We start from the raw sequence: 25,354 nt of genomic DNA, 5'->3' as shown, positions 1-25,354 counted from the left end.
TGAATTCTTCTTTTTATTAAATGATGGAGAAGTTCAATAAAGAATAAACTCTGCAATTATCGTTCTCAAAAATACGTGGTAAGGGAATATCTACTGTTGGAATCTACTTTTATAGAAGATCTGTGATCAGGATTGGAATTTCTGCTTGTCATCATGTTTTTTACCCTTCCGTCTTTATCAGCTCTCGCTGATAAATCCACCTTCCCTTGAAAAAAGGGAAGGAGCTAATCTTGCAAAGGAACTTGTTTGCAAAAATGTACACTCATGATTCCAAGAATGATGACTTAAAGATGACAAATATCGGCATGGAGTCTGTAGGGTTTGGGTTCCCTGTAACTTTGGTATTTGTTTAAAGGCGATGCCTCTAAAATTACAATTATCGATCTTTACCAGAATTTTGCGTGAGGGATAGGAGCGGCTACCGTGTAGCGCGGATAGCCCGGCCCGAAGGGCACGCCCAAATAAAAATTAGAAGCGTAGTTTTTTAGTCGAATAAGGCTTTCATCAATGTTATAATTCCTTTAAAAATAAAGAATATAGCGGCTGCAGCAACTACAATTCCGCCTATGAGGATTGGGATATATAAAGGTTTGTCCTGATTATTAAAAGCACTGAAAATAACAGAGGGTCCCACTACTATAAGCGGCATGGCTATTAAAAGATACTTAATTCCTTTTCCCAGGACATCGCGGTTGGTATGCTTCATATCATAACTTGTTTAATCTACAACATAAGTGGTGGTAGCGACCTCTGATAGTCGAAAATATCCAAGGGGATAGTTTTCCTGATTTGTCTGGTTCACAATATTACCTTTTAACGTCGCTGGCTTGGTCTCAAAAGGACCACCCGAATTTGTACCTATCTGTGCACGTAGCACAAAAAAATATTCATAATATGCCCTGGAAATACCAGCCATATCTATGAATATTTCATCCCCGGGTTCTATGTCTTCGTTGGAGTAATAACCGAAAATCTGGTTACCGTTACTGAATTGATCTTCATAGATTTCAAAGGTAGTTCTTTCTTCTTCAAACGAAAATAAATAGAAATTTTCGTCACTTGCAGGATCGGTATAATAGGTTTTAATTTCTACTTCGTCTCCCGCAAATCCGCCACCTGAAGTTTGTTCCACAAAATCTATGTCTACAACAGGTACCAGTCTTTCTGTAGCCATGTAAAGCTGATCGTTATATACGATGCTTAGCTGGTACTGCATACCAACAACAGGTTTAAAATCAGTGATTTGATAATATCCATCTTCGGTATGGTAGAAATCATATACTTCTCCCTGTTCATCTCTAATCTGGACCTCTGCATTGGTCACAGCCGGCACTTCGTCCTGATAATAAGGGGAGGTTGTTGTTAACCGGATAAATTGCACATTCCCTTGAGATCCTTTAATCCAATGGATAGAGGCATCTATAACAAGGCGTGGCTCACTTTCCTTTAAATCTATTTCTATCACATCTTCGCAGGAAAAAAGCAAAAACAGGATTGGAAGTAAGAATGATACTTTTATAACTCTTTTCATTTTAAAATTTAAAATTATAAGTAACAGAAGGAATTATCCCGAAGAGGGATAGCCTTACGGCCTCATTTCTCTGCGTGTCCAGATTTTCACGGAAGGAAATGGAATACGCATTTTTTCGGTTATAAATATTATATATTCCGAAATTCCATGAAGATTCATAAGATTTATTTCCATTTTTGTTGGGGGTGAGGGTTGCTGAAAGATCCATCCTGTGGTAAGCCGGCAGACGATTGCTGTTACGGCTTGCATATACCGGTACAGAAAGGTTCATATACTCATATATACCGTTAGGGTACGTAGTGGCTAAGCCAGTCTGGAACACAAAGTTGGCATTAAATTGCCATTTTTTATTCAGATCGTAAGAAGTGGTAAGACTTAAATCATGAGTTTTATCAAAATTTGTATTGTACCATTCTCCGTTATTTATTCCGGATTCATTTGGTGTGCGTCCGGGGGTTTGTTGTTCGGATCTTGAAAGGGTATACGCGAACCATCCTGTAAATTTTCCCGTATTCTTTTTCAGCAAAACCTCGAGTCCGTATGCCCTGGCCCTCCCGTTGAGGATTGCGGTTTCTATGGCATTATTGGCAATTAAATTGGCACCATTTAGATAATCAATCCGATTTTGGATTTTTTTGTAAAAGCTTTCTACTTCCAGGGAAAATGCACCATTATCTATGTTTCGAAAATATCCCACAGCTACCTGATCCAGGATTTGAGGTTCAATGTAAGGTCCGCTGGGCGTCCAGACATCTGTAGGAGTAGGGGAGCTGGTATTCGAAATAAGGTGCAAATACTGCGTCATACGGTTATAACTTCCTTTAACCGACTGGTTTTTGTTTAATTTATAGGAGATAGAAAATCTTGGTTCGATATTGAGAAAGGACTTAAGCACTTTGCTACGGCTATCACTGCGTACTCCAATTGGCGTGGCTTCGGAATAAATATCCTGAGCTTCGTTATATACCACCGGAAGATCATCTTCATAAAGATTCAATTCGTCCTGCCCTAAACGCAGGAAACTGCTAAGCCGCGCTCCATATTCGGCAGTAATTTTATCCGAAATATCATGTTCTACAGAAAAGTATAAAGCGTTTTCCAGGGCATATTTATTATTAAGTTTAAGGTAGTTAATACCAGAATCTTCATCGGTGGGTATGATTTCGCCGGGATTAAAGATGTAGTACGTGCTATGCAGCCCGTACTTTAGCTGGAACTGGTCGTTTAGATAATGGTTGAAATCATACTTCAAATTGATGTTCTTTATTCCGCTGTCCCAGTTAAACTGTACAAAATTCAGCTTTAGACCGTAGTAATAATCGCTGTAGATAAGCGATAAATTGCTGAAGAGATTATCCGAATTTAAGCGGTTCCACCTTAAATTGAAAACGGTATTGCCATACGTATTTTCAAAATTTTCACTAATATTAAAGACATCTCTTCCGAAATATCCGGAAAAAAGTAATTTATTTTTAGCATCAATTCTGTAATTCAGCTTCGTATTGAGATCGTAGAAATAAGCAGAATTTTCATTATCTGTTAACTTCAGAAACAAGTGTGCATAGGAACTTCTTCCGCCAATCAGGAAAGAACCTTTGTCTTTTACAATAGGACCTTCAGCCAACAGCCGACTGGAAATTATACCTATCCCTCCCTGTGCTTTAAATTCTTTACTATTGCCATCGCGCTGATAAATATCCAGAACCGAGGACACCCTGCCCCCGTACTTAGCGGGAATCCCTCCTTTGTATAGCTTTAGATCTTTTATCGCATCTGGATTAAATACAGAAAAGAAACCGAACAAATGGGAGGAATTAAATATTGTAGCTTCATCCAGAAGAATTAGATTTTGATCTGCAGCGCCTCCCCGTACATTAAATCCGGAAGAACCTTCACCTGCATTTGATACTCCGGGAAGTAGAAGCAAAGACTTTACTATATCCACTTCTCCAAAGACCACGGGTAATTTCTGAATGGTATTTATGGAAAGTTTGTTCACGCTCATCGCGGGACTTTCAATATCAATCCGTTCGATATCATCAGAAATAACTACTTCTTCCAGGCTTTCAGACGCTTCGGTCATTTCAAAATTAACCGAGATATTCTTGTTTAGATTTATTTGCCTGGAAATTGTTTGATATCCTATATAAGAAATCTGAATATTATAAGTGCCTTCCGGAAGCTTAATTGAAAAAAATCCATACTCATTAGTGACCACTCCGGCACTTTCTGAAGGGACAAGGACGTTTACGCCAATAAGTGTTTCATTGCTCGCGGCGTCTGTGATTGTACCGTTAATAACAAATGTTTCCTGGGCATCAACACTAAAAAATGATAAGCAGAATAGGAGAAGTAGCAGCTTTTGGATTTCCAATTTTTTCTGTAAAGATACATTACAGTGGTCTAACTAAAAAAGCTTTAGCATTTGTTGATAGCTAGTTTTCGATGAGAGCCAGCCTCTTCTTTTCTTTACCTGAAAACCGAAACAATAAAAGGAAACTTATGAACAAACAAAATAACAGTATGGTGGCCAAAGGAACCACACCCGGACTATGAAAAAGGCTAATTGCGAAAGAAGCCAGTGCTCCAAGTATCATCTTAAGACTTCCAATTAATGCTGAAGCTCTTCCGGCTTTAGTGGCAAAAGGCTCGAGGGAGAGTGCAGTGGTGTTGGGATTTTGAAAACCAAGTAAAAATAAGATGCAGAAGAGTAGCGCCACTGTAGCGTAGAAGTTTGGACCTGCTAAGCCGTTGAGCAAAAATAGAAGGGCCAAACCAACCAACAGGATACTATTAAAAAATGTAATCTCAAAAGTGGAAAATCTTTTGAGGAATAAACGATTTATCTGGCTTCCGAGAATTAGACCGGCCGCATTTATGCCAAACAACATCCCGAATTCCTTTTGAGTAAGATCAAAATTTCCCATAAAAAGTTTTGGAGCATCAGATATATAAGCGAACATGGCCCCAATCGTAAAACTTCCTGCCATAGAAAAACTCCAGAATTTTTCGTGGGTAAGAATATCCCAATACTTCTGAAGAACCGGACGTGCCCGTAATTGTACTTTTTTGTTAGGAACTACACTTTCCGGTAGAAATTTATACACACTTAGGATCATCAAAAAGCTGAATAGTGCCAAAAATAAGAAAATGGTTTTCCAGCCCAGGCTTTCAATAATAAAACTGCCAACAGTGGGAGCAATAATAGGAGCACCACCCATGATTAACATGAGAACAGATATTGCGCCGGCTACTTCGTTTACAGGAAATATGTCCCGGACTACAGCCTTTGCGGCAACCATCCCGGCGGCTGCACCTATGGCGAGAAAGAAACGTGATATGATTAACCACTCTAAATTTGGAGAGTAAAAACAGCTTACTGCAGCAAAAAAATATATGAACAGACCTGTTAACAAAGGGATCTTTCGTCCATATTTATCCATTATGGGACCATAAGCTAACTGTCCCAAAGAAATTCCTATGAAGTAACTGGTTAAAGTAAGCCCTACCTTGCCAATAGTGGTATTAAAATCCTCTGCTATTCTCGTGAAGCCGGGGAGGTATGCATCTATGGAAAAAGGACCCAGTGCAATGAGGGTTCCCAGAACTACCAGAATAATTGATTCTTTCTTTTTATTTCTTTCGCCTAACGGATTTTGCATCTTGCAAAGCTCGTAAATCAAAGGCTTCTAGAAAGGTGCCATTGGTTGTTTAACTTATTCTTAGTATGCTTATAAGGATATCGCAGTTTTTAAAAAATATCTTTTAAGAATTAGAAAGTTGTAAGGAAATAATTTAAACTTATGATAAAAGGATTCTTTCTATTTTCTAAAATTAATTAGGTTTTCCGCTTTTTAGAGAAACCTGCTTTACGAAAATTTTGTCTCTTACTTTGGATTGCAGTTTCAATAGTTTGAAAATATAACTGCGCGTGCGATTAAGAAAAAAATCCTGATTATTTTGGATCCATTCCGGATGCTTATCTTTTAGAGAAGAAAATAATGTCGCTTTTGCCTGCCTGACATAAAAATGATTTCTGATCTTCAATTTTTCTGATATTGCCTCGTCAATCAAGCTCCAGCTTTTAATGTAGTTATCTATGCCTTCTTTTGTGTCTCTTTGAGTGCTTATGCGATTTCCGCTTCCAGTGCGGTAGAGCACGTAAGCTTCTGGACAAAAAATTATTTCTGAAGCATTCAATATTACGCGGCTGAAAAATTCCCCATCCTGGTTTATTTTTAATCTACTGTTCCATACTCCCGATTTTTTGATTAATAACCGGGGCACTAAATATGCCTGTATAGGTAGATAGGTAAACCATTTTGCAAAACGGTTAAGGATTTCTACAGGGTTCTTTGTACTGAAGTGAAGTAAGAAGCCAGTCCTTCATATAAACGGGGATGCTCCCACTTGGGTTTCAATCCGCCCCATTTGCAGGTGGCAAGGCTCAGCGGAGAGGCTTTCTGTAATTTTTCTAGCTGAATTTCAAATTTGTTTAAGCCAAGTACATCATCAGAATCAAGAAACTGTATATACTCCCCTGAAGATTTTTCGATCCCGATGTTTCTGCAGGTACATGCCCCTTTTTCTCTGGTTTCTGGTCTTTGAAAGTATTTAAAACGCCTGTCCTGGAGATAGTTTTTCAGTACTTCTGAAGTATTATCTGTAGAGCCGTCATCAATAATTAGGCATTCCCAGTCTCTAAAAGTCTGATTGTGTACCGAATCCAGAGTCTCACTTATAATATGAGCCCTGTTAAAAGTGGGAATTATTACTGTGATTTTTGGATTCAAAAGATGGTTTTTAATTTTGCCGAAGTTTTCAGGAAATAATAGTTAAGCAAAGACATCCTGGAATGAAAGAAGTCAGGATATTGTCTGATAACGGTCGGATTATATTTCTTCATACGTTTATAAAAATTCAATTTCGCCTGCCTTACAAGAACGTGATTTTTCACTCCGGTACAATTAAAAATTGTGCTGTCATTAAGCGTCCATGCTTTTATGTAACTGGCTATACCTTTCTCACTTAACTGACCATTTAAACGATTGCCCGCTCCTTGTTTATATACTGCGTAAGTGCGGGAAGAGAAAAGAATTTCAGAACTATTTAGGATCATACGGCATAGAAATTCCCCATCGTCGCTAACCGTCAACTCTTCATTCCAGTTTCCGGCTTTTTCTATAAGGGATTTTGGAAGAAGGTAGACATGTAGCGGGAAGTAAGTAAATTCTTTTCCAAAGGTTTTTAGCAACTGTTGGGGGTTTCCAGTACTGTAATAGGTGGGGATTTTTTCATGAATCTTAGCGGCTTCCCACTCAGGTTCCAATCTTCCCCATTTTGAAGTTGATATGGCATATGGTATAGATTTTTTTAGGATATCTGTTTGTTCTTCCAGTTTATTTTCAGCAACTAAATCATCAGAATCAAGAAACTGAATAAAGGTTCCTTTTGCTTTTTCCAGTCCTATATTACGACAGGAAGCTGCACCTTTCTTTCTCTGGAGAGGCCGTTGAAGATAAATAAATCTGGAATCTCCCGACAATTTTTTCTTTAGAAATTCTTCTGTTCCATCTGTAGAGCCATCGTCAACAATAATACATTCCCAGTTCCTGAATGTCTGATTAACTATACAATCAATAGTTTCTCCAATCGTATGAGCACGATTAAAAGTTGGAATAATAACAGAAACTTCGGGTTTCATCTTATACAGTTTGTTAATTTTTTATTTAAATATGATAAATAAAAAAAGGCTGTCCTGAATTACTTTACCGTCTGTTCTGCTTAAGATGACGATAATTGGCAATTTCGGACAGCCTCTTTAAGAGTAACTATTTCAGAATTTTAATTAGCCAAAATCTGGTTGAGCGTTTCACTGGGCCTCATGGCCTGAGAGGTTAACTTGTCATCTGGTTTATAATAGCCTCCAATATTTACAGAAGACCCCTGAGCATCATTTAACTCTTTTACAATTTCGTCTTCTTTTATCTCCAGGACTCTTGCTACTTTTTCAAAATATTCCTTCATTTCAGAATCTTTATCCTGCTTAGACAATGCCTGTGCCCAGTAAAGTGCAAGATAGAAATGACTTCCCCTGTTATCCAATTCATTTACTTTACGGGAAGGTGATTTTCTATTATCCAAAAATTTATCTGTTGCATCGTCCAGGGCTTCAGCTAAAATAAGCGCCTTTTTGTTGTCGTACTTTTGACCGGCATGTTCCAGAGAAACTGCCAGGGCAAGAAATTCTCCTAAAGAATCCCATCTCAAATGACCTTCTTCAACAAATTGTTGAACGTGCTTAGGGGCAGATCCACCAGCACCAGTTTCAAATAAACCACCGCCATTCATAAGAGGTACAATGGAAAGCATTTTTGCACTTGTTCCTAATTCGAGAATTGGAAATAAATCTGTTAAATAATCCCGAAGAACATTTCCGGTCACAGAAACAGTATCTTTTCCATCTTTTACTCTGCGAAGAGTATATTCTGTTGCTTCAACAGGAGACATTATTTTAATGTCCAGCCCTTCTGTATCATGTTCGGGCAGGTATTTCTGAACTTTTTCGATCAATTGTGCGTCATGAGCTCTTTCATTATCAAGCCAAAAGACTGTAGGATCACCCGTAGCCCGTGCACGGTTTACGGCAAGTTTTACCCAATCCCGTACAGGAGCATCTTTTACCTGGCACATTCTCCAGATATCTCCTTCTTCAACGTCATGCTCGAGAAGAACTTCTCCTGCATTATTGACAACCCTTACTGTTCCTTTTCCGGGAATTTCAAAAGTTTTGTCATGAGAACCGTATTCTTCAGCCTTTTGTGCCATTAAACCAACATTAGGAACAGTTCCCATTGTGGAAGGATCAAAAGCTCCATTCTTTTTACAGAAATCTATAGTAGCCGAGTATACTCCGGCATAGCTACTATCAGGAATAACCGCTTTCGTATCCTGTTGTTTCCCTTCTGCATTCCACATCTGGCCCGATGTTCTAATCATAGCGGGCATAGAGGCATCAATAATTACATCACTTGGTACGTGAAGGTTTGTAATTCCTTTATCAGAATTAACCATGGCAAGGTCTGGACCGTCTTTTAAATCTGACTGGATATCCGCTTCAATTTTCTCTTTTTTGTCTGCAGGGAGTTTGTCCAGCGCGCTCAGGATATCTCCTAAACCACTATTGGGATCGGCACCTGCTCCTTTAAGATCGTCCCCATACTTCTGAAATATATCCTGAAAAAATACTTTCACTGCATGGCCAAAAATAATAGGATCAGAAACCTTCATCATGGTAGCTTTCATATGCAGAGAGAAAAGCACATCTTTATCTTTAGCGTCCTGAACCTGTTTTTTTAGAAATTCAACAAGCGCTTTTCTGCTCATTACAGCAGCATCAATAATTTCGCCTGTCAGTAAATTAATATTGTCTTTTAGTAATTTTTTCTCGCCAGAATCTGAAGTGAATTCTATGGAAACATTTCCTTCTTTGGCTATGGTAACAGACTTTTCAGTATGTCTGAAATCACCCGCGTCCATTGTGGCAACATGAGTCTTGGAATCTGAACTCCATTCCCCCATTTTGTGAGGATTCTTCTTTGCGAAATTCTTGACAGCTTTAGGGGCACGTCTGTCAGAATTTCCTTCTCGCAACACAGGATTTACGGCACTACCTTTTACCTTATCATATTTAAACCTGATTTTTGTTTCTTCCTCTGAAGAAAGTTCATCAGGATAGTTGGGAATATTGTAACCATTTTCCTGAAGTTCCTTTATAGCTGCTTTTAACTGAGGAATAGAAGCACTTATGTTTGGAAGCTTTATGATATTTGCTTCAGGTTTTTTTGCAAGTTCGCCTAGTTCTGCGAGGGCATCGGAAACTTTTTGGTCGTCTTTTAAATATTCCGGAAACTGAGAAAGAATTCTTCCTGCAAGGGAAATATCTTTTGTTTCAAGATCTATATTAGCTGTTTTTGTAAATTTTTGCACAATTGGAAGAAAAGAATAAGTGGCCAGTGCGGGAGCCTCATCTGTTTTGGTATAAATAATTTTTGTTTGTTGTGCCATTTTTATGTGTTTTTTATAATGAGATTATTTAGCAAACGCCCCGGTTTTCACCAGAGCGTCCTCAACCCCCGCAATATAACATATTTAAGGCTTTTTTCATAGCGTGGAAAGGCTAAAAGCTTCCTAAATTAGAGGAAATAAAAAAGCCATTTCATCTTAGTAGCTAAAATGAAATGGCTTCTACTGAAATAATTTCTTATCACCCGGATTTTCCTTAGAAGCTTGAAGCAACATAGGTGGAAATTATTTCATCCGGAACAGTGTTTTAGCTTATAAAGTAAAAATGCTCCGGTAAGGGTTTTTATCTTTCAAACTATTTTTGGCATTGCAAAAAATGAACGTTATATAGAAGATAAAAACCGGATGTAAAGACTTTAATCCTTTACACAGGATTCAGGATATCTCAGAAAATCCTTTTGTCATTCCCTTGAAGTTGAATTCCTTAATCTAAAAGTAATACAAAACTTCTTCTCTAAAAAGAATTTTAGCTTTTCCTTAACCAATTTGTTGTCAACCAGTTATAGACGCGGTTTATTTACATTTGTTCAAAAAAAAAGCCTCCGAAATTTCGGAGGCTTTGGACTTTAGATAGGAATTATTCAGTAACTGCCCTGTAAGCATTCACTCTTCCGTGTCCGTAGTAAACACTTTGTCCATTACTAACGATATTATCTGCGGTCTTATAGATTTGTTTAGTGATTTCATGAGGATCCATTTCCCCGCCATTTCCACCAATAACAAGAGCAGCAATTCCAGATACATGAGGCGCAGCCATACTCGTGCCTGCACTCCAGTAAAGAGCGCCACCACTACCTGCGCTTAGGATGTTATCATAAACAGAGACATCACCGTCACCTCCCGGTGCTGCTACATCTATTAATGATCTTCCATGATTTGTATAACTTGCAGGTACGTCGTAGTCTGTATACTCTGCAAGATAATCATAGCCTTCCGGTGCTGTTGCCGATACTGTAATAACATTGTTAAGACCTCCGGGAATATTAATCCATGATCCATCCCCGTCAGCATTGTGAGCATCATTTCCTGCAGAAGCCACTAAGGTTACTCCGCTTTTATAAGCATAGTCTATAGCTCTTTGCTGAAGATGAATAATTTCCTGTATGTATTTTGGTGAAACACGATATGCATTACCATCAGCGTCTACTAATTTTCCATTCTTATAAAAATTAGCACCTAAACTCATATTTATAACATCAGCATCATTATTTGCAGCATAAATGATTCCGGCATTAATCCAACTGAAAGCCCCGCTTCCGGAATATTCGGAAAGAACCTTAACGGCAACCAATTCTGCATCGGGGGCCACTCCAATTAATCCCACTCCATTTCGAACTGCAGCAATAGTTCCTGCTACGTGTGTACCATGATTAAAATATTGTCCTGGTCTTATATTCCAGTCCTCTTCCGGTACAAAAGAAGCAGAAAGGCTGGTATTAAGATTTGCAGCAATTTCAACATGATCTGCATCTATTCCTGAATCCAGAACAAACACATTTGCTCCCTGCCCTGTGAAGCCCGCATTCCATGCTTCAGGTGCATCTATAGCATCTAATCCCCAAAGGTAATCGTAAAAATAGTATGGCTCAGAATCTCCAATACTCGGTGGATTTGCTTCTACACCTATATTTGAAGGGATCCATTTTATTTCATAGTCTGGTATAACTGAGACTACTCCCTTTTTCTTCATTGCATTTTTTACAAAATCAGCATCTTTGGAATTAACTATAACTGCTCCAATTTCAGGAATAGTATAAATTATTTCATTCGCGCCTTTTTTTACTTCATTTTCAAAGCTTTTAGTAACTTCATTACTTTCCGAAATCACGATGTAGTTTTTAAACGGAGCTTCAGATAGTTGAGAAAAATCCTCATCAAGCTCTGTCTCTACGCTTTCAGACTCACAAGAAACCCCAAACAGGCCCAGTAAACAAACAGCAAGTGCCACTTTCAATCCTTTAAATTTCTTTCTCATAAAAAATGATTTTTAGAATATTATTATTGAATAAAGCCGAATGTAGAAAAATAACTGGTTGTTTTAGATTTTTTAATACTGGATTCTTAAGAAAGGTTCATTTGGAGCAAGAATTATTTTAAAAACAGCAATTAATGGAAGCAGAATTGCAATAAAAGGCAGTTAAACAAAAAAGCCCCCGAAATTTCGGAGGCTTTGTAAAATATAAAAGAAATTACTTTCTCTTTTGTTCTTTAATACGGGCTTTTTTACCGGTAAGTTCTCTAAAGTAATAGATTCTTGCCCTTCTAACTTTACCTCTTTTATTAACTTCAATCTTCTGGATTGCTGGTAAGTTTAGAGGAAAAATACGCTCAACCCCAACAGTACCACTCATTTTTCTAATGGTGAAAGTTTGAGATGCTCCAGTTCCTCTTTTTTGGATTACAACTCCTCTAAAGAACTGAGTACGGGTTTTTTGCCCTTCCTTAATTTCGTAATAAACTGTAATTGTGTCCCCTGCTGAAAATTCAGGTAGATCTTTCTTTGTAACGAATTCGTCCTGAACGTACTTAATTAACGATTCCATGTTTCCTGGTTTAAAGTGTTTTCTGAAATAACATTCACGATTTTCGCCAGAGGTTATTTTAGAATGAGTGCAAAAGTAAATATTTTAATTTTAAATACAAGTACTGGAGTTCGTTATTTTTCATACTCATCAAGTAAGTCCGGACGTAAATTCCTGGTGCGTAGATAAGCCTGTTCTTCGCGCCATTCTTCAATCTTAGAAAAGTTACCTGATGTTAATATTTCGGGTACCTGCCAGCCATTGTAATCTGCAGGTCTCGTGTAAACTGGCGGGGCCAGTAAATTATCCTGAAATGAATCGGTTAGGGCAGAAGTTTCATTTCCCAAAACTCCAGGGATAAGTCTTATTAGAGCGTCACATAAAACTGCTGCACCCAGCTCACCACCTGAAAGAACATAATCACCTATAGAAATTTCTTTGGTAATAAAGTGATCCCGGACTCTCTGATCCACACCCTTATAGTGTCCACAGAGTATAATGATATTATCAAATAAAGAAAGTTTATTTGCCAATTTTTGATTTAGCCTTTCCCCATCGGGAGTCATATAAATTACTTCATCATATTCCCTTTCTGATTTTAGTCCGGAAATACATTTATCTATAGGCTCCACCATCATAACCATTCCTGCGCCTCCACCAAACTGGTAATCATCAATTTGCTTATAATTATCTGTGACATAATCCCGCAAATTGTGAAGATGAAGTTCTACATGACCTTTGTCTATGGCGCGTTTTAAAATAGATGCTTCAAATGGACTTTTTAAAATATCGGGAACCACCGTAATAATGTCAATGCGCATAGCTAATGTTTTTTAAAAAAAAAGTGAAGACTAGAGGATTAATCAGATGTTGATAACCTCTTAAGTACTAGAAGATGATTTATTGCGCTCATCCTGCAGTAACCTTCCCAGTCGCTGTTCCTTTTCAAGAGCTTTGGCGCGGTATGCATCAAATTCATTCTCAGTTTCTTTAAGTCTTTGCCTTGCTTCCTTCGTGGTGGTGTGGGAGCTTTTATATCTATAGATAAAAAATAAAAGCGCAAGAATAAGAAGACCTACAACACTCCACATGACAGTTTTATAACCTGCCTTACTGAAGGGTATTCCTAAAAAGGTGATAGCATCCTTTTCATTATTTACTCTTTCCAGATCAGCTTCAGTGTCCTGCAGCTGGATTTCAAATTCTTCCAACTCCTGATTTTGTCTGTCAATTGTATTTTCCTGAGTTGTAATTTCATTTCTAAGCTCATCGATATATTCAGAAGTAGTGTTTCGCAGTTCTATTAACTGATCATATTCTACCACTTTATATCCCTGATAATTATTAGAGGTTTCGATAAGTTCATCAAACTCTGCTCTGATTGGCTGATTATTCTGAAGACTGTCCTGAGCTTTCACTTGCGTTACAAGGGCAAGAAAAAGCAAAAAAGTTAAAAAATTTTTGTTCATTTTTCTAGAGGTTTCATTTTTTGGTTCTATCACACAACGCTCCCTCAAAAAAGTTATTGCCGATAAATTTTCCCGGGTGCAAATTTCCTGAAAAAGAATGGATTTGCAAACAGGTATAATCTTTAATATAGTTCATTCTTCTTTAGTAGCAGATTTACTTGAATGGATGTGCACCTTTTCCAAGAATTTGCCGGGGAACGTCTGTTTGAAGGTTTTTTAATACGAGAGCAATTAGTAATTGAAAGCTCAACCAAGAATGGTATGATAGAGTCTTTAACCTGACTACCGGGCCGGTCAATGTTAAAATTTCTGTTGCGCAAATTTCTTTTGAAAAGAGTGAGAAATATCTGTCTATAATTCAAATTCAAACGAGATCTAAATGTTCCTTTTAATTAAGTCATGATCTTTTGGGGCGCTTTAGAATGATTATAAAAAAAAGCTCCCTTAAAAAAGGGAGCTGTAAATATTCTATCTAATAAGTAATTATCTCCAGACAATTCTTTGTTTTTCACCACTTTCATCAATAAATGTCACCACGATGGGATCTGAACTTCTTTTATCTTCAATCACTCTTTCAACGTCCTTAATGTTATGGACTTTTTTATTATTGATTTCGGTTATAATTTTACCCGCCAATTCATCTGCGGGAATATCATTCCTTAAGATCTGGTTTATTTTCACTCCATGCTCAGTATTGTACCCGCGCAACTCTTCTTTGGATGCGTTAGCTACTTCAAGGCCAATGGACTTAATCCTATAGGATTCATATTTTGTGAGGGTTACAGTTACTTCCCGCTCCCGGCCATCTCTCAAAAAGGTCACTTCTACCTGGTCATTGGGACGCTTGGAATTAATATACCCGGTAAGGTCAGAGAATTTATTGATCTGAATGTTATCTATCTTCCGTATAATATCATTTTCTTTTATTCCTGCGTTTTCAGCACCACTTCCCGGACTCACTACTGCTACGTACACTCCCTGAGTAGTATTAAGACCTAACTCTTTAACGGCACGCGGGGTAACGCTTCCTCCCTTAATACCTAATATTCCTTGTTGAACATCGCCATATTCCATAATATCTTCAACGATCTTTCGGGCATTATTAGAAGGAACAGCAAAGGCGTACCCAACATAGCTTCCGGTTTTGGAGGTGATTGCGGTATTAATACCTATTAATTCGCCGTTTATATTCACTAATGCACCACCGCTGTTTCCGGGATTTATTGCGGCATCTGTTTGTATAAATGATTGAGGAATGGCATCTGCAGGATTAAGATCTCTTGCTTTTGCGCTCACAATCCCGGCAGTCACAGTGGACTTCAAATTAAAGGGGTTTCCTACTGCCAGTACCCATTCTCCCAGTTTTACATTATTAGAGTTACCAAAGGGAATGTATTCCAGACCTTCAGCATCAACTTTCAATAGCGCAATATCTGATGCCTTGTCTGTTCCTATAACTTCTGCTGTATAAGTCTGGTTATTATTAAGGGTAACTTCAAGTTCGCTTGCCCCTTCAATAACATGATTGTTTGTAACGATATATCCGTCAGGAGTAATGATAACTCCAGATCCTGCTCCCTGAACGGCCTTTCCTTCACTTCTGCCTCCTCCGTAATAAAATTCAAACGGATTTCTTGCTCCGTTAAAAACTGCCACGTTTTTCACATGGACTACTGCATGAACTGTTTTTTCTGCTGCTTCGGTGAAGTCGGCATTAGTTCCATAACTTCTGTTTTCTGCATAATTTGCCGGAATAAAGTTACTGGTCTCTTCTGTAGAAGGAAGTGGAAGGTTAGATGAAATTTCTTCTTCTTCAAGAAATAATTTGTAACTGCCTAAGGTAAGGGCTCCTCCTAAAACAGAAACAATGAGTAAACTTGCTAATTTTTTCATATTTCTGATCATGTATTTGTAATTAAACGATTAAAATAAAATTTTTAGTGTGCTTGATTTTCAGCTTTAACGATCCTTTAACGCCACATGAAATCTTACGGTTTATTGTATATTTGTGCCCGTTTTAAAATAAGATTATGAAAATCCAGTTTTATAAATATCAAGGCACCGGTAATGATTTTGTGATGATTGATAATCGTCAGAAAGTACTTTTCAAAAAAGATACCAAACTTATAAAGAAGCTTTGCGATCGTAAATTTGGCATAGGAGCTGACGGATTAATTCTTCTTGAAAATCCTGATGTGAAAGGTGATGACTTTAAAATGGTTTACTTTAATTCCGATGGTAACGAAAGTAGTATGTGTGGTAATGGCGGGAGGTGCCTCGTAGCTTTTGCCAGATTTCTTGGTGTTATAGAAAATGAGGCTGTTTTTACCGCAATAGATGGTCCGCATAAAGCTACGGTCAAGGATGGTGAAGTGAGCCTTCAGATGCAAAATGTAAACGAAATCAGGAAGTTTGGAAACGTTTCCTTTTTAGATACAGGTTCGCCACACCATATTGTCTTTACCAAAAACGTAAAAGACCTTAAGGTTAAGGAGGAAGGTGCCGCAATAAGATTTTCCGATGTCTATGTCGCCAGTGGCGGGACAAATGTAAATTTTGTTGAAGCTCAGGAAGACGATACTTTCCTGGTGCGTACCTATGAGCGGGGAGTAGAAGATGAGACTTTGTCTTGTGGAACGGGAGTTACTGCTGTAGCTATAGCTGCGAATGCTACTGGCAGAACCACAGGTAGTACAGTAAAGCTTATTGTTCCCGGTGGAGAACTTTCTGTTTCTTTTGAAAAAGGAGGGGACGATGATTATAAAAATATCTGGCTGACCGGACCGGCAGAACAAGTTTTTAAAGGGGAAATCGAATGCTAACATTAGAGGGGGATAAAGTTTATCTACGAGCGCTGGAGCCGGAAGATCTGGACTTTGTTCATCAACTCGAAAACACTGAGGATTTTTGGGAAATTAGTGCTACGCAAGTTCCTTATTCCAGGTTTATGATAAAAAAATACCTGGAAAATGCACACCGCGATATTTACGATTACAGGCAATTACGTCTGGTAATTTGCACCATTCAGCATAAAGCTATAGGCTTAATAGATATTTTTGATCTGGAGCCAAAAGACCGTAGGGCAGCTATAGGAATTCTAATTTCTGAAGCTACCGATCGCGGGAAGGGGTATGGAGCAGAGAGTCTTTCTTTAATATGTAACTACTGCTTTAAGCACCTTGCACTGCACCAGGTTTATGCTAATGTTACCGACGGAAATCTCGCCAGCCTTAAACTTTTTGAAAAAAAAGGCTTTAGAAAAGTAGGAGTTAAAAAGGAATGGAATTTTCTTAACGGCAGCTTTAAAGATGAAATCTTGTATCAACTTATAAACAATGTCTAAAAAATCTATAATACTGGTCTTAGCTATAGCACTTGTAGTTGTTCTTTCAGGTATTGGCTACTATGCCTACACTAGCGTGTTTTCTTCAAATACAAATTTTTCTGAAGAACAGGCTGTGGTGTATATTCCCACAGGAGTCGGCTACAACACCGTATTGGATAGTATCCAGCCTTTGCTGAAGAATACAGAATCTTTTGAAATGGTAGCCGACAAGAAAGGATATAAATTAAATATCCGTCCAGGCCGCTATATTCTGAAAAGGAACATGAACAATAATGAAATTGTGAATGTGCTGCGCAGTGGGAATACGCCGGTTAAAGTACGGTTTAACAATCAGGAGCGACTGGAAAATCTGGCGGGAAGGGTTGCAAAGCAAATAGAAGCGGATAGTTTAGAATTACTTCAGGCCATGAAGGATCAGGAGTTTTTAGCTGAAAATGAGTTGTCTGAAAGAGAGGCCCTTTCTTTATATATTCCGAATCAATATGAATTTTATTGGAATACTTCAGCTGAAGAATTTAGACAAAGAATGCTGCAGGAGTACAACAGATTTTGGACAGAGGAAAGGTTGAAAAAAGCTGAGAAAATAAATCTCACCCCATCCCAGGTGATGGTATTAGCTTCCATAGTTCAGAAAGAAACGGCAAAGGTAGACGAACGACCGAAAGTAGCAGGGGTTTATATGAATCGTTACAAAAACGGCTGGAAACTGGATGCAGATCCTACAGTTATTTATGCAATAAAAGACGTCACACAGAAGTTTGATACCATTATAAAGCGAGTTTTGTATAAAGACCTGGAGCTGGATTCTCCTTACAATACATATCTCTACAAAGAACTTCCTCCTGGGCCGATAACAATGCCCGATATTTCATCTATAGATGCTGTTCTGAATTATCAGGATCATGACTACTTCTTTTTTGTGGCAGATGTGGAAAACTTCGGCTACCATAAATTTGCAGAGACATTAGCACAGCATAATCGCAATAAAAGGGATTATGTAAGGTGGATTAACAAGCAGGGAATTAGAAGATAATCTGGATTTTGGCTGGATGTCTTTAACATACCTATAAGGCTTACTCTTCTACAAAGCTATTTGTTTGTTAAACTCCCGGCGTATTTAATCTTACGTTAACTAGTTGTATATCAAATTAGTAAAAAAAGTTGTACATTTGCGTCGCAAAATTGAAGGGGGCATATTGGGTTCTTTTTAGCTTAAAGCCGTTAACTCTTCAGAAATAAAATATTATGCAAAAAAGAAAGAAAATCGCGAAAATTTCAATTTTACCGGCAATTGCAGGTACTATGTTTTTCAGTTTTTCTACAAAGGATGCAGCTAAGCTGGACCTGGAAAGTTTTTCCACTGCAAACCTGGAACTGGATTACACAGTTGAGCCATTGCTGGAAGACGAAGCATTTGAAGAGGTTCATTTGGCAAACCTGCCAAAACTAGGAAAATCTTATTTGGGATTTAAAGAAGCATTGGGATTTAAAGAATCCCGAAGCAATTATAAGTCCGTTAATGAATACGGCTATATGGGCAAGTACCAGTTTGGAAAAGGAACTCTAGATCTTATTGGTATTTATAACACTCAGGAGTTTATGAATTCCCCTGCACTTCAGGAGGCTGCTTTTTACGCAAATGCTTCCAGAAATAAGTGGATCTTAATTCGTGATATTAAGAGATTTGAAGGTAAAACTATTAATGGTGTAGAGGTAACCGAATCTGGAATCCTTGCGGCCGCGCATCTGGCTGGTCCAGGCAGCGTGAAAAAATACCTTAGAAGCTGGGGAGCTCACGCTTTTAGCGATGCCTTTGGTACAAGTATTAAAAATTATATGAAAAAATTCGGAGGATACGATACTTCTTTTATCCATCCGGAAAAGAGAGCAAAGGCAGTTTTACCAACCGCCTAGAAATCTTTTTGAATAATAAATATAGTGGGCCTTTTATGAAGGTCCACTTTTGTTTTAGACCAATCACTAATAGATTTAGTAATAATATATTCGGAATGAAGCGTGAGATCACAGGCAATGCATAATCGTGTGCCGGGATGCAGGTTTTGCTGCATATCTTCCAGCAGCTTATTATTGCGATAAGGAGTTTCAATAAAAATTTGCGCCTGATTCCTTTCTGCAGAAATCCTTTCGAGGTTTTTCAGTTCGTGCTTGCGTTCTTTTTTATCGATAGGTAGATATCCGTGAAAAGTGAAGCCCTGGCCGTTCATTCCACTCCCCATCAATGCAAGTAAAATAGAAGATGGTCCTACCAGTGGTACCACCTGTATATTTTCCTGGTGTGCCAGCTTTACAATTTCAGCTCCAGGATCTGCTACGCCGGGACACCCGGCTTCACTCATTAAACCAACATTTTGTCCTTCTTTACAGGCTTTCAGGTAAGACGGGAGTGCAGATGCTTCTGTAAATTTATTAAGTACATGTAGTTTCAAAGACTGCTGACTCTTACCAGCAACTATTTTTTTAATTGCCCTTCTGGCTGTCTTTTCATTTTCTACAATATACTCGTCTGTTTCTTCAATAATCTTTTTAATATGAAGAGGAAGCACTTCCAAAGGATTGGAATCTCCAAGGGTTGTCGGGATCATATATAGTTTCCCGTGATATTTAAATGAAGAGTCAGGCATATTATTTTAAATCCAGGCGCCGGGCTATAGCTTCACAAGCTTCTTCCAGCATTTTATAAACGTTTTCAAAACCTTCGTCACCTCCGTGGTAAGGGTCAGGTACGTCTACATTTTCTCCGGGAAAAATTTCATTTAGAATAAGCTGTACCTTTTCTTCATCGTCCTTGTTTTCAGTAAGAGAAAGGATATCCCGATAATTGGCATTATCCATTACGAAAATATGATCAAATTCTTCAAAATTTGAAACATCAAACTGCCTGCACTTCTGGTCGGTAATATCGATCCTGTACTTCCTTCCTACAGCAATAGATCGGTCATCAGGCGCGCCGCCTACGTGATAACTTCCGGTTCCTGCGGAATCTATAAAAACCTTTTTAGGATCTGTTTTAGATTTTAATATTCCTTCGGCCAAAGGTGATCTGCAAATATTGCCGAGGCAAACCATTAAAATTTTGGTTTTCATTTGTGTTTTTCTTTTTCAGATCTCTTCAAAAGCCAAAAAAATCCGGTTTATGCTTTAGGAGAAGCTTATATAGTTAACTTCTTATTTAAATCTTCAACAAATTTCTTGAATTGCTTATCGGTTGCTGCAAGGTTATCTACTGTTTTGCAGGCGTGAAGTACTGTTGCATGATCTCTGCTTCCAATTTGGGATCCTATGCTGGCAAGAGAAGCTTTAGTAAACTTTTTAGCAAAGAACATGGCTATTTGCCTCGCCTGTACGATGTGTCTTTTTCGGGTTTTTGACTGTAGGGTATCCACATCCATCTGGAAGTAATCACTCACTACTTTTTGAATGTAATCTATAGAAACTTCGCGCTTTGTGTTTTTTACGTAATTGTCCACGATCTTTTTAGCAAGATCTAGCGTAATATCTTTCTTGTTAAAAGAAGAGTGGGCAATAAGGGAAATTATCGCACCTTCTAATTCACGAATGTTAGTTTTAATATTATTCGCAAGAAATTCAACAATATCTTCGGGCATTTCTACGCCGTCGCGATAAAGCTTATTTTTTATAATAGAAACCCTGGTTTCAAAATCTGGATTTTGAAGTTCTGCGGACAGTCCCCACTTAAACCGGGATAAAAGTCGTTGTTCAATATCCTGCATATCCACAGGCGCTTTATCACTTGTCAAAATCACCTGCTTTCCATTTTGGTGCAGATGGTTAAAGATGTGGAAAAATACATCCTGAGTTCCTGCTTTTCCGGAGAGAAGCTGGATATCATCGACGATTAGCACATCTATGATCTGGTAGAAATGAATAAAATCATTCCTGTTATTCTTTTTTACAGACTCAATGTACTGCTGCGTAAATTTTTCTGCAGAAATATATAAAACGGTTTTTTCCGGATATTTATCTTTTATTTCCACCCCAATAGCGTGTGCCAGGTGTGTTTTTCCCAAACCAACACCTCCAAAGATCAACAGCGGATTAAAAGAAGTGCCTCCAGGCTTATTGGCAACAGCCATTCCAGCAGAACGCGCAAGCCTGTTAGAATCGCCTTCCAGAAAATTGTCGAAACTATAGCTTGGATTAAGCTGAGATTCAATTTTTACGTTTCTTATTCCCGGAATTATAAACGGATTTTTGAGTTCGGGATTCCTGTTTTTGATAGGAACATCTACTTCCTGTGAAGACATCTGGCTTCTTTGACTACTCGGTATCTTTTCAGTAAAAGGCAATTTGTTACCATAGGTATTTTCCATCTTGATAACATACACCAGTTTTGCTTTTTCACCCAATTCCCGTGTAAGGGAAACTTTTAATAATTTTACGTAATGTTCTTCCAGCCATTCATAGAAAAATTTGGAAGGTACCTGAATGCTAAGAGCACAATCGGTAAGTTTTACAGCTTGTATCGGTTCAAACCAGGTTTTATAAGCCTGAGGTGTAATGTTATCCTTGATAAAAGCTAGACAGCTATTCCAAACTGATTGCGCAGTTTCCGACATGCTTATTTTGACTTATTAATAGGTTAGTAGAAAGTTCAAATTCGTGGTACAGGGAAGCGTCGCTTTCCGTACTTAGGCAGAACAAATATGTGAACAAATTACCTGAAAAAAAAATCCTTTTAGGGTTGAATTTTAAGTAAAATTTACGCATACTTCCTTTCAAGTTTGAAAGTACAAAACCTCATCCAATTACACTATATTTTAAGCTATGAAATCCCACATCACTCATGTTAAAGTTCGCTATGCAGAAACCGACCAGATGGGTGTGGTTCATCATGGTAATTATGCACAATATCTCGAAATAGCCCGTATAGATTGGCTTTCAGAGCTTGGCATCTCTTATAAAAGCATGGAAGCTAACGGAATTATGCTGCCTGTTTACGAAATTTCTTTCAAATTTCTTAAGTCTGCCACCTTTGATGAAAATTTAAAAATTGAAATCCGTCTGAAGGAAAAACCCGGCGTAAAAATCGCTTTTGACTATTCCATTTTTAATGAGAGGCAAGAGCTGATTACAACTGCAAACACTGTTCTCGTTTTTATGGATACAATCACAAAAAGACCTATAAAATGTCCGGAAAATATTCTTGAAAAATTAGGTTTTTAAAGATTAAGTTCTTTGATCTCAACTTTGTATGTAGAATTAAATTTTTGGAAAATTTCTTCGGCTTCGTTTTTCCTAACCGAAAGAAATATCTTACAATCCAGTTCAAGTTTTTGATCAATGACATTTAGATTGTTTTCTTTAATAATTCTCATTACCGTATTCATTTCGGGATAATCGAATTTTACCACAAAAACACGGTCTATACTTCGGGTAATCATTTCTGAAGCTTCCAGAGCTAGTTGTGCAGCGGTTTTGTAGGCATTAATAAGTCCGCCCACGCCCAATTTTACTCCGCCAAAATAACGAACCACCACAATCAGGATATTGGTCACCTCAAAAGACTGGATTTGTCCGTAAATAGGCATCCCGGCAGAGTTTGAAGGTTCCCCGTCGTCGTTTGCACGGTAGTGGATATCTTCCTTCCCCAACTGCCATGCATAGCACCAGTGACGGGCTTTATGGTGCTTTGTTTTTAATTCTTCCAGGTGTGTGCTTATCTCCTCTTCAGTTTTCACCGGAAAAGCATAGCCGAAGAATTTTGAATTCCGGTCTTTAAACAACACTTCTTCAGAAGGTTTTGTAATGCTTTTATAGGTGTCTTTCATTTTTAATAGTTAATGCCGATAATTGCCAATTTAAGGCTTCAGCTTTGGGAAACCAAAATTATACTAAGCACCGCCAGTCCAATCCCAACCCAGTTTTTCTTTATAAGTTTTTCATGGAAAAATACAATTCCCAGTAAAGTAGAAATACTTACTATCCCTACGTTGTTCATGGTGAAAATGGAAGAACTGTCAAATCCCGGGCTGCGCAGCGCCATTACCAGGAAGTAAATTGAAAAGAAATTAGGGATTCCCAATGCAATTCCGCCTAAGATGTTCTTAAATGTGATTTTTAAGCCGCCTGTAATGGCCTGAAAAAGTAAAATACATGTTCCAATTATTCCTGCAATAGCAAAAATTGTGGAGGAGAAGAGGCCAACATCAGTTTCTGCAACATAATTGGTTTCCAGAAATTTTATAGTCGCATCTATTATTCCGCTTCCAAAAAAAACCAAAAGCGGAAAGATCAGGTTTTTCTTTTCTATACTTATGCCATCTTTTTTCTTAATAGAGGTTAGATAAACCGAAATTAAAGCCAGAAATATACCAATGATTTTTAAAATTCCGGTGCTTTCGTTGTAGAGGAAGATGCCAAACAAAACCGGTATTGCCACCGACATTTTTGTGGCTACAGAAACCACTGAAAGTCCGCTCTTTTGAGTGGTAACTGCCGCCAGGTAAAAAACTCCAATGAACATCGCCCCCAGTAACAAAGTTCCCGGAAACCACAATTCCGAAGACACCCTCGAAATATCAAAGTTTTTAATATAGCCAAAAAATCCAACGGTGCAGGCGATGTAGTAATTAACAATAATTGCCTGTAGTGTATTTATCCCGAATTTGGTGTAGAGTTTAAACACTACAAAAATAACGCTGGAGGATAAAATACTTAGCAGGAGGTAGATCAAAACAATTCCTGCTTAGTGGTAAAGAGATCAATTACATCCTCGCGGGTAGGTTCAATATTCCAGGTATGGATTCCTAATGCCTTTGCAGCATCGGTATTTTCCTTAGTGTCATCTATAAAAAGACATTCTTCAGGTTTTAGCTGGTGTTTTTTCAGTACAAATTCATAAATCTCTGCGTCCGGTTTTCTGAAATTGATCTCATGAGAGAGGTAAAACGCATCAAAACATTTTCTGAATTCCGTAAAAAACGGAACATTCTTCTCCACCCAATCAATGTGAATTTCATTAGTGTTGCTTAACAGGATAAGCTGAAAATCTTTTTCTTCGGAAACTTTTTTAATAAAATCGAAGCGGTACCGTGGGAAATCCACCAGGATTGCATTCCAGGATTTCAGCATTTGCTCTTTACTAAGCGCTTTATATTCTGAACAATAAGCGGAAACAAAATCATCAGAAGAAATTAATCCTTTCTCATACTGAAGGTTTTTTGCAAGTACATTTTCACTCAATGCCGAAATTTGGCAATTTTCGAGCTCCTTTGCAGTGGCGGCTTTATCCAGGTTAATAAATACATCCCCAAAATCAAATATTATAGTTTTAATCATTAATGTAAAATTTTAAATTATCGTCACCAATTTCCTGTTCGTGTATCAACTTTCCCTTTAGTTTCGGACTATCTATTCCTGAATTAAATGTTGCTTTACCCGTAAAAACCCTTGCTTCATCCCACAACCCAGCATCTATAAAACTCTGAATTGTTCGCGCGCCACCTTCAATAATAACAGATTGTAATTCATTTTGATAAAGTACCTCACAAATTTGCGGTGCAATCTCTTTCCCGAAATCCAGCTCTTTCAAAATAAGATTTTCATGATTTTGAAGGGAACCCGGGTCAATTTCTGAAGAATAAGAATTTGGCTTTTCCGTGAAAACAATGGTTTTCACACTACCATCAAGTACGGCAGATTTTTTGGGAATCCTGCCGCTGCGATCAAGGACAACTCGTACAGGATCGGGGCCCTTCCACAGCCGTGTATTCAATTTCGGGTTGTCTGCAATTACAGTATTTGTTCCTACAAGGATAGCCTGTTCTTCTGCTCTCCATTTGTGCACCAGTTGCCTGGAAGTAGAGCCGGTAATCCATACCGGTTCCCGGTTGTCTTTGCTTTCGGGAGCAATAAATCCGTCGCTGGTCTGCGCCCATTTCAGGATAATATAAGGTCGTCTTTCCTGGTGAAAAGTAAAAAAGCGTTTGTTAAGTTCCCGGCACTCTTTTTCCAAAATACCTACTGCAACTTCGCAGCCGGCGTCCATCAGCTTTTTAATGCCTCTTCCGGCTACTTTGGCGAAAGGATCTACTGTGCCAATCACTACTTTCTTAATTCCTTTGGCGATAATTAAATCACTGCAGGGTGGAGTTTTACCAAAATGACTGCAGGGTTCCAGGCTCACATAAATGGTGCTTTGCGGTAAAAGGGATTCATCTGCAACAGCATTAATGGCATTTACCTCGGCATGGGGCAGGCCTGCTTTTTGATGCCAGCCTTCGCCAATTATCTTGTTTTTATGAACAACCACACTGCCTACCATGGGATTTGGATAGGTACTCCCAAAGCCATTGCGGGCAAGGCTTATACACCTTTTTATATATTTTTCATGTATCTTCACAAACCCAAAAATAAGATT

General features: G+C 38.2%; 25 protein-coding genes. 5 read left to right on the top strand and 20 right to left on the bottom strand.

Annotation, left to right across the window (positions count from 1 at the left end; all coding sequences use genetic code 11):
* Nucleotides 1-484: 484 nt before the first annotated feature.
* The 13 genes from RM541_RS13080 to RM541_RS13020 form a co-directional block, all read right to left on the bottom strand.
* A complete protein-coding gene (locus RM541_RS13080; RefSeq protein WP_311500587.1) occupies nt 485-706 on the bottom strand; it encodes a DUF6095 family protein in 222 nt (73 codons plus the stop codon).
* Between the two features lie 12 nt (nt 707-718).
* Complete coding sequence (locus tag RM541_RS13075) at nt 719-1,531, bottom strand: DUF4249 domain-containing protein (protein WP_311500586.1); 813 nt, start codon at nt 1,529-1,531, stop codon at nt 719-721.
* A gap of 1 nt (nt 1,532) precedes the next feature.
* Nucleotides 1,533-3,905 carry a TonB-dependent receptor gene (locus tag RM541_RS13070; protein ID WP_432264680.1) on the bottom strand — a complete coding sequence of 791 codons (2,373 nt, stop codon included), beginning with the start codon at nt 3,903-3,905 and terminating at the stop codon, nt 1,533-1,535.
* Nucleotides 3,906-3,966: 61 nt separating this feature from the next.
* A complete protein-coding gene (locus RM541_RS13065; protein ID WP_311500585.1) occupies nt 3,967-5,193 on the bottom strand; it encodes a multidrug effflux MFS transporter in 1,227 nt (408 codons plus the stop codon).
* Between the two features lie 172 nt (nt 5,194-5,365).
* On the bottom strand, nt 5,366-5,818 hold the full coding sequence (locus tag RM541_RS13060) for a hypothetical protein (RefSeq protein WP_311500584.1): 453 nt from the start codon (nt 5,816-5,818) through the stop codon (nt 5,366-5,368).
* 56 nt (nt 5,819-5,874) lie between these two features.
* Nucleotides 5,875-6,324, bottom strand: a complete 450-nt coding sequence (locus tag RM541_RS13055) for a glycosyltransferase family 2 protein (RefSeq protein WP_311500583.1) — start codon at nt 6,322-6,324, stop codon at nt 5,875-5,877.
* Nucleotides 6,321-7,235: a glycosyltransferase family 2 protein gene (locus RM541_RS13050; RefSeq protein ID WP_311500582.1), complete on the bottom strand. Its 915-nt coding sequence runs from the start codon at nt 7,233-7,235 to the stop codon at nt 6,321-6,323. The genes RM541_RS13055 and RM541_RS13050 overlap by 4 nt, the downstream gene beginning before the upstream one ends.
* A 140-nt stretch (nt 7,236-7,375) precedes the next feature.
* Complete coding sequence (locus RM541_RS13045; RefSeq protein WP_311500581.1) at nt 7,376-9,598, bottom strand: NADP-dependent isocitrate dehydrogenase; 2,223 nt, start codon at nt 9,596-9,598, stop codon at nt 7,376-7,378.
* Between the two features lie 595 nt (nt 9,599-10,193).
* Nucleotides 10,194-11,591, bottom strand: a complete 1,398-nt coding sequence (locus RM541_RS13040; protein WP_311500580.1) for a S8 family peptidase — start codon at nt 11,589-11,591, stop codon at nt 10,194-10,196.
* 214 nt (nt 11,592-11,805) lie between these two features.
* Nucleotides 11,806-12,159 carry a 50S ribosomal protein L19 gene (gene rplS / locus RM541_RS13035; RefSeq protein WP_311496234.1) on the bottom strand — a complete coding sequence of 118 codons (354 nt, stop codon included), beginning with the start codon at nt 12,157-12,159 and terminating at the stop codon, nt 11,806-11,808.
* Nucleotides 12,160-12,272: 113 nt separating this feature from the next.
* The gene (gene trmD, locus RM541_RS13030; protein WP_311500579.1) at nt 12,273-12,959 is read right to left on the bottom strand and encodes a tRNA (guanosine(37)-N1)-methyltransferase TrmD; all 687 of its coding nucleotides are present in this window, start codon (nt 12,957-12,959) and stop codon (nt 12,273-12,275) included.
* 60 nt (nt 12,960-13,019) lie between these two features.
* Nucleotides 13,020-13,607, bottom strand: a complete 588-nt coding sequence (locus RM541_RS13025; RefSeq protein ID WP_311500578.1) for a hypothetical protein — start codon at nt 13,605-13,607, stop codon at nt 13,020-13,022.
* 483 nt (nt 13,608-14,090) lie between these two features.
* Entirely contained in the window at nt 14,091-15,500 is a 1,410-nt protein-coding gene (locus RM541_RS13020) for a trypsin-like peptidase domain-containing protein (RefSeq protein WP_311500577.1), read from the bottom strand.
* Between the two features lie 137 nt (nt 15,501-15,637).
* On the opposite strand from RM541_RS13020, the gene dapF reads away from it, so the two are divergent.
* The 4 genes from dapF to RM541_RS13000 all read left to right on the top strand — a co-directional run bounded on the left by dapF (nt 15,638) and on the right by RM541_RS13000 (nt 18,867).
* A complete protein-coding gene (dapF, locus tag RM541_RS13015) occupies nt 15,638-16,429 on the top strand; it encodes a diaminopimelate epimerase (protein WP_311500576.1) in 792 nt (263 codons plus the stop codon).
* Nucleotides 16,423-16,950: a GNAT family N-acetyltransferase gene (locus RM541_RS13010; RefSeq protein ID WP_311500575.1), complete on the top strand. Its 528-nt coding sequence runs from the start codon at nt 16,423-16,425 to the stop codon at nt 16,948-16,950. The genes dapF and RM541_RS13010 overlap by 7 nt, the downstream gene beginning before the upstream one ends.
* Nucleotides 16,943-17,986: an endolytic transglycosylase MltG gene (gene mltG / locus RM541_RS13005; protein WP_311500574.1), complete on the top strand. Its 1,044-nt coding sequence runs from the start codon at nt 16,943-16,945 to the stop codon at nt 17,984-17,986. The genes RM541_RS13010 and mltG overlap by 8 nt, the downstream gene beginning before the upstream one ends.
* A 212-nt stretch (nt 17,987-18,198) precedes the next feature.
* Nucleotides 18,199-18,867 carry a peptidoglycan-binding protein LysM gene (locus tag RM541_RS13000; protein WP_311500573.1) on the top strand — a complete coding sequence of 223 codons (669 nt, stop codon included), beginning with the start codon at nt 18,199-18,201 and terminating at the stop codon, nt 18,865-18,867.
* On the opposite strand, the gene RM541_RS12995 is transcribed toward RM541_RS13000, so the two are convergent.
* The 3 genes from RM541_RS12995 to dnaA form a co-directional block, all read right to left on the bottom strand.
* Complete coding sequence (locus tag RM541_RS12995) at nt 18,864-19,595, bottom strand: SAM-dependent methyltransferase (protein ID WP_311500572.1); 732 nt, start codon at nt 19,593-19,595, stop codon at nt 18,864-18,866. The two genes, RM541_RS13000 and RM541_RS12995, sit on opposite strands and share 4 nt — an antisense overlap.
* Before the next feature lies 1 nt (nt 19,596).
* Nucleotides 19,597-20,058 (bottom strand): low molecular weight protein-tyrosine-phosphatase, encoded by a 462-nt coding sequence (locus tag RM541_RS12990; RefSeq protein WP_311500571.1) that lies wholly within the window; start codon nt 20,056-20,058, stop codon nt 19,597-19,599.
* A 65-nt stretch (nt 20,059-20,123) separates the two neighbouring features.
* Entirely contained in the window at nt 20,124-21,551 is a 1,428-nt protein-coding gene (dnaA, locus tag RM541_RS12985) for a chromosomal replication initiator protein DnaA (protein ID WP_311500570.1), read from the bottom strand.
* 208 nt (nt 21,552-21,759) lie between these two features.
* On the opposite strand from dnaA, the gene RM541_RS12980 reads away from it, so the two are divergent.
* Nucleotides 21,760-22,158, top strand: coding sequence for an acyl-CoA thioesterase (locus RM541_RS12980; protein ID WP_311500569.1), 399 nt, complete (start codon nt 21,760-21,762; stop codon nt 22,156-22,158).
* Here the strand turns inward: RM541_RS12980 and RM541_RS12975 are convergent.
* Genes RM541_RS12975 through ribD form a run of 4 tightly spaced genes read right to left on the bottom strand, consistent with a single transcriptional unit; the run spans nt 22,155 to nt 25,336 of the window.
* Entirely contained in the window at nt 22,155-22,763 is a 609-nt protein-coding gene (locus RM541_RS12975; RefSeq protein ID WP_311500568.1) for an IMPACT family protein, read from the bottom strand. The genes RM541_RS12980 and RM541_RS12975 overlap by 4 nt on opposite strands.
* Nucleotides 22,764-22,801: 38 nt before the next feature.
* Entirely contained in the window at nt 22,802-23,668 is an 867-nt protein-coding gene (locus tag RM541_RS12970) for an EamA family transporter (protein WP_311500567.1), read from the bottom strand.
* Nucleotides 23,665-24,273 carry an HAD family hydrolase gene (locus tag RM541_RS12965; RefSeq protein ID WP_311500566.1) on the bottom strand — a complete coding sequence of 203 codons (609 nt, stop codon included), beginning with the start codon at nt 24,271-24,273 and terminating at the stop codon, nt 23,665-23,667. Before RM541_RS12965 ends, RM541_RS12970 begins: the two co-directional genes overlap by 4 nt.
* On the bottom strand, nt 24,266-25,336 hold the full coding sequence (gene ribD, locus RM541_RS12960; protein ID WP_311500565.1) for a bifunctional diaminohydroxyphosphoribosylaminopyrimidine deaminase/5-amino-6-(5-phosphoribosylamino)uracil reductase RibD: 1,071 nt from the start codon (nt 25,334-25,336) through the stop codon (nt 24,266-24,268). Before ribD ends, RM541_RS12965 begins: the two co-directional genes overlap by 8 nt.
* Nucleotides 25,337-25,354: the final 18 nt, after the last annotated feature.

Origin of the sequence: Autumnicola psychrophila, assembly GCF_031846645.1 — a bacterium.
Classification (GTDB): Bacteria; Bacteroidota; Bacteroidia; order Flavobacteriales; family Flavobacteriaceae; genus Autumnicola; species Autumnicola psychrophila.
The sequence above is the reverse complement of the archived record's forward strand: the minus strand, read 5'-3'. Positions and strand labels throughout refer to the sequence as shown.

Coding starts and splice junctions, on each gene's coding strand:
- RM541_RS13080 (WP_311500587.1), bottom strand. CDS start 706: ATGAAGCATACCAACCGCGATGTCCTGGGAAAAGGAATTAAGTATCTT.
- RM541_RS13075 (WP_311500586.1), bottom strand. CDS start 1,531: ATGAAAAGAGTTATAAAAGTATCATTCTTACTTCCAATCCTGTTTTTG.
- RM541_RS13065 (WP_311500585.1), bottom strand. CDS start 5,193: ATGCAAAATCCGTTAGGCGAAAGAAATAAAAAGAAAGAATCAATTATT.
- RM541_RS13050 (WP_311500582.1), bottom strand. CDS start 7,235: ATGAAACCCGAAGTTTCTGTTATTATTCCAACTTTTAATCGTGCTCAT.
- RM541_RS13045 (WP_311500581.1), bottom strand. CDS start 9,598: ATGGCACAACAAACAAAAATTATTTATACCAAAACAGATGAGGCTCCC.
- RM541_RS13040 (WP_311500580.1), bottom strand. CDS start 11,591: ATGAGAAAGAAATTTAAAGGATTGAAAGTGGCACTTGCTGTTTGTTTA.
- rplS (WP_311496234.1), bottom strand. CDS start 12,159: ATGGAATCGTTAATTAAGTACGTTCAGGACGAATTCGTTACAAAGAAA.
- trmD (WP_311500579.1), bottom strand. CDS start 12,959: ATGCGCATTGACATTATTACGGTGGTTCCCGATATTTTAAAAAGTCCA.
- RM541_RS13025 (WP_311500578.1), bottom strand. CDS start 13,607: ATGAACAAAAATTTTTTAACTTTTTTGCTTTTTCTTGCCCTTGTAACG.
- RM541_RS13020 (WP_311500577.1), bottom strand. CDS start 15,500: ATGAAAAAATTAGCAAGTTTACTCATTGTTTCTGTTTTAGGAGGAGCC.
- dapF (WP_311500576.1), top strand. CDS start 15,638: ATGAAAATCCAGTTTTATAAATATCAAGGCACCGGTAATGATTTTGTG.
- RM541_RS13010 (WP_311500575.1), top strand. CDS start 16,423: ATGCTAACATTAGAGGGGGATAAAGTTTATCTACGAGCGCTGGAGCCG.
- mltG (WP_311500574.1), top strand. CDS start 16,943: ATGTCTAAAAAATCTATAATACTGGTCTTAGCTATAGCACTTGTAGTT.
- RM541_RS13000 (WP_311500573.1), top strand. CDS start 18,199: ATGCAAAAAAGAAAGAAAATCGCGAAAATTTCAATTTTACCGGCAATT.
- RM541_RS12995 (WP_311500572.1), bottom strand. CDS start 19,595: ATGCCTGACTCTTCATTTAAATATCACGGGAAACTATATATGATCCCG.
- RM541_RS12990 (WP_311500571.1), bottom strand. CDS start 20,058: ATGAAAACCAAAATTTTAATGGTTTGCCTCGGCAATATTTGCAGATCA.
- dnaA (WP_311500570.1), bottom strand. CDS start 21,551: ATGTCGGAAACTGCGCAATCAGTTTGGAATAGCTGTCTAGCTTTTATC.
- RM541_RS12980 (WP_311500569.1), top strand. CDS start 21,760: ATGAAATCCCACATCACTCATGTTAAAGTTCGCTATGCAGAAACCGAC.
- RM541_RS12975 (WP_311500568.1), bottom strand. CDS start 22,763: ATGAAAGACACCTATAAAAGCATTACAAAACCTTCTGAAGAAGTGTTG.
- RM541_RS12965 (WP_311500566.1), bottom strand. CDS start 24,273: ATGATTAAAACTATAATATTTGATTTTGGGGATGTATTTATTAACCTG.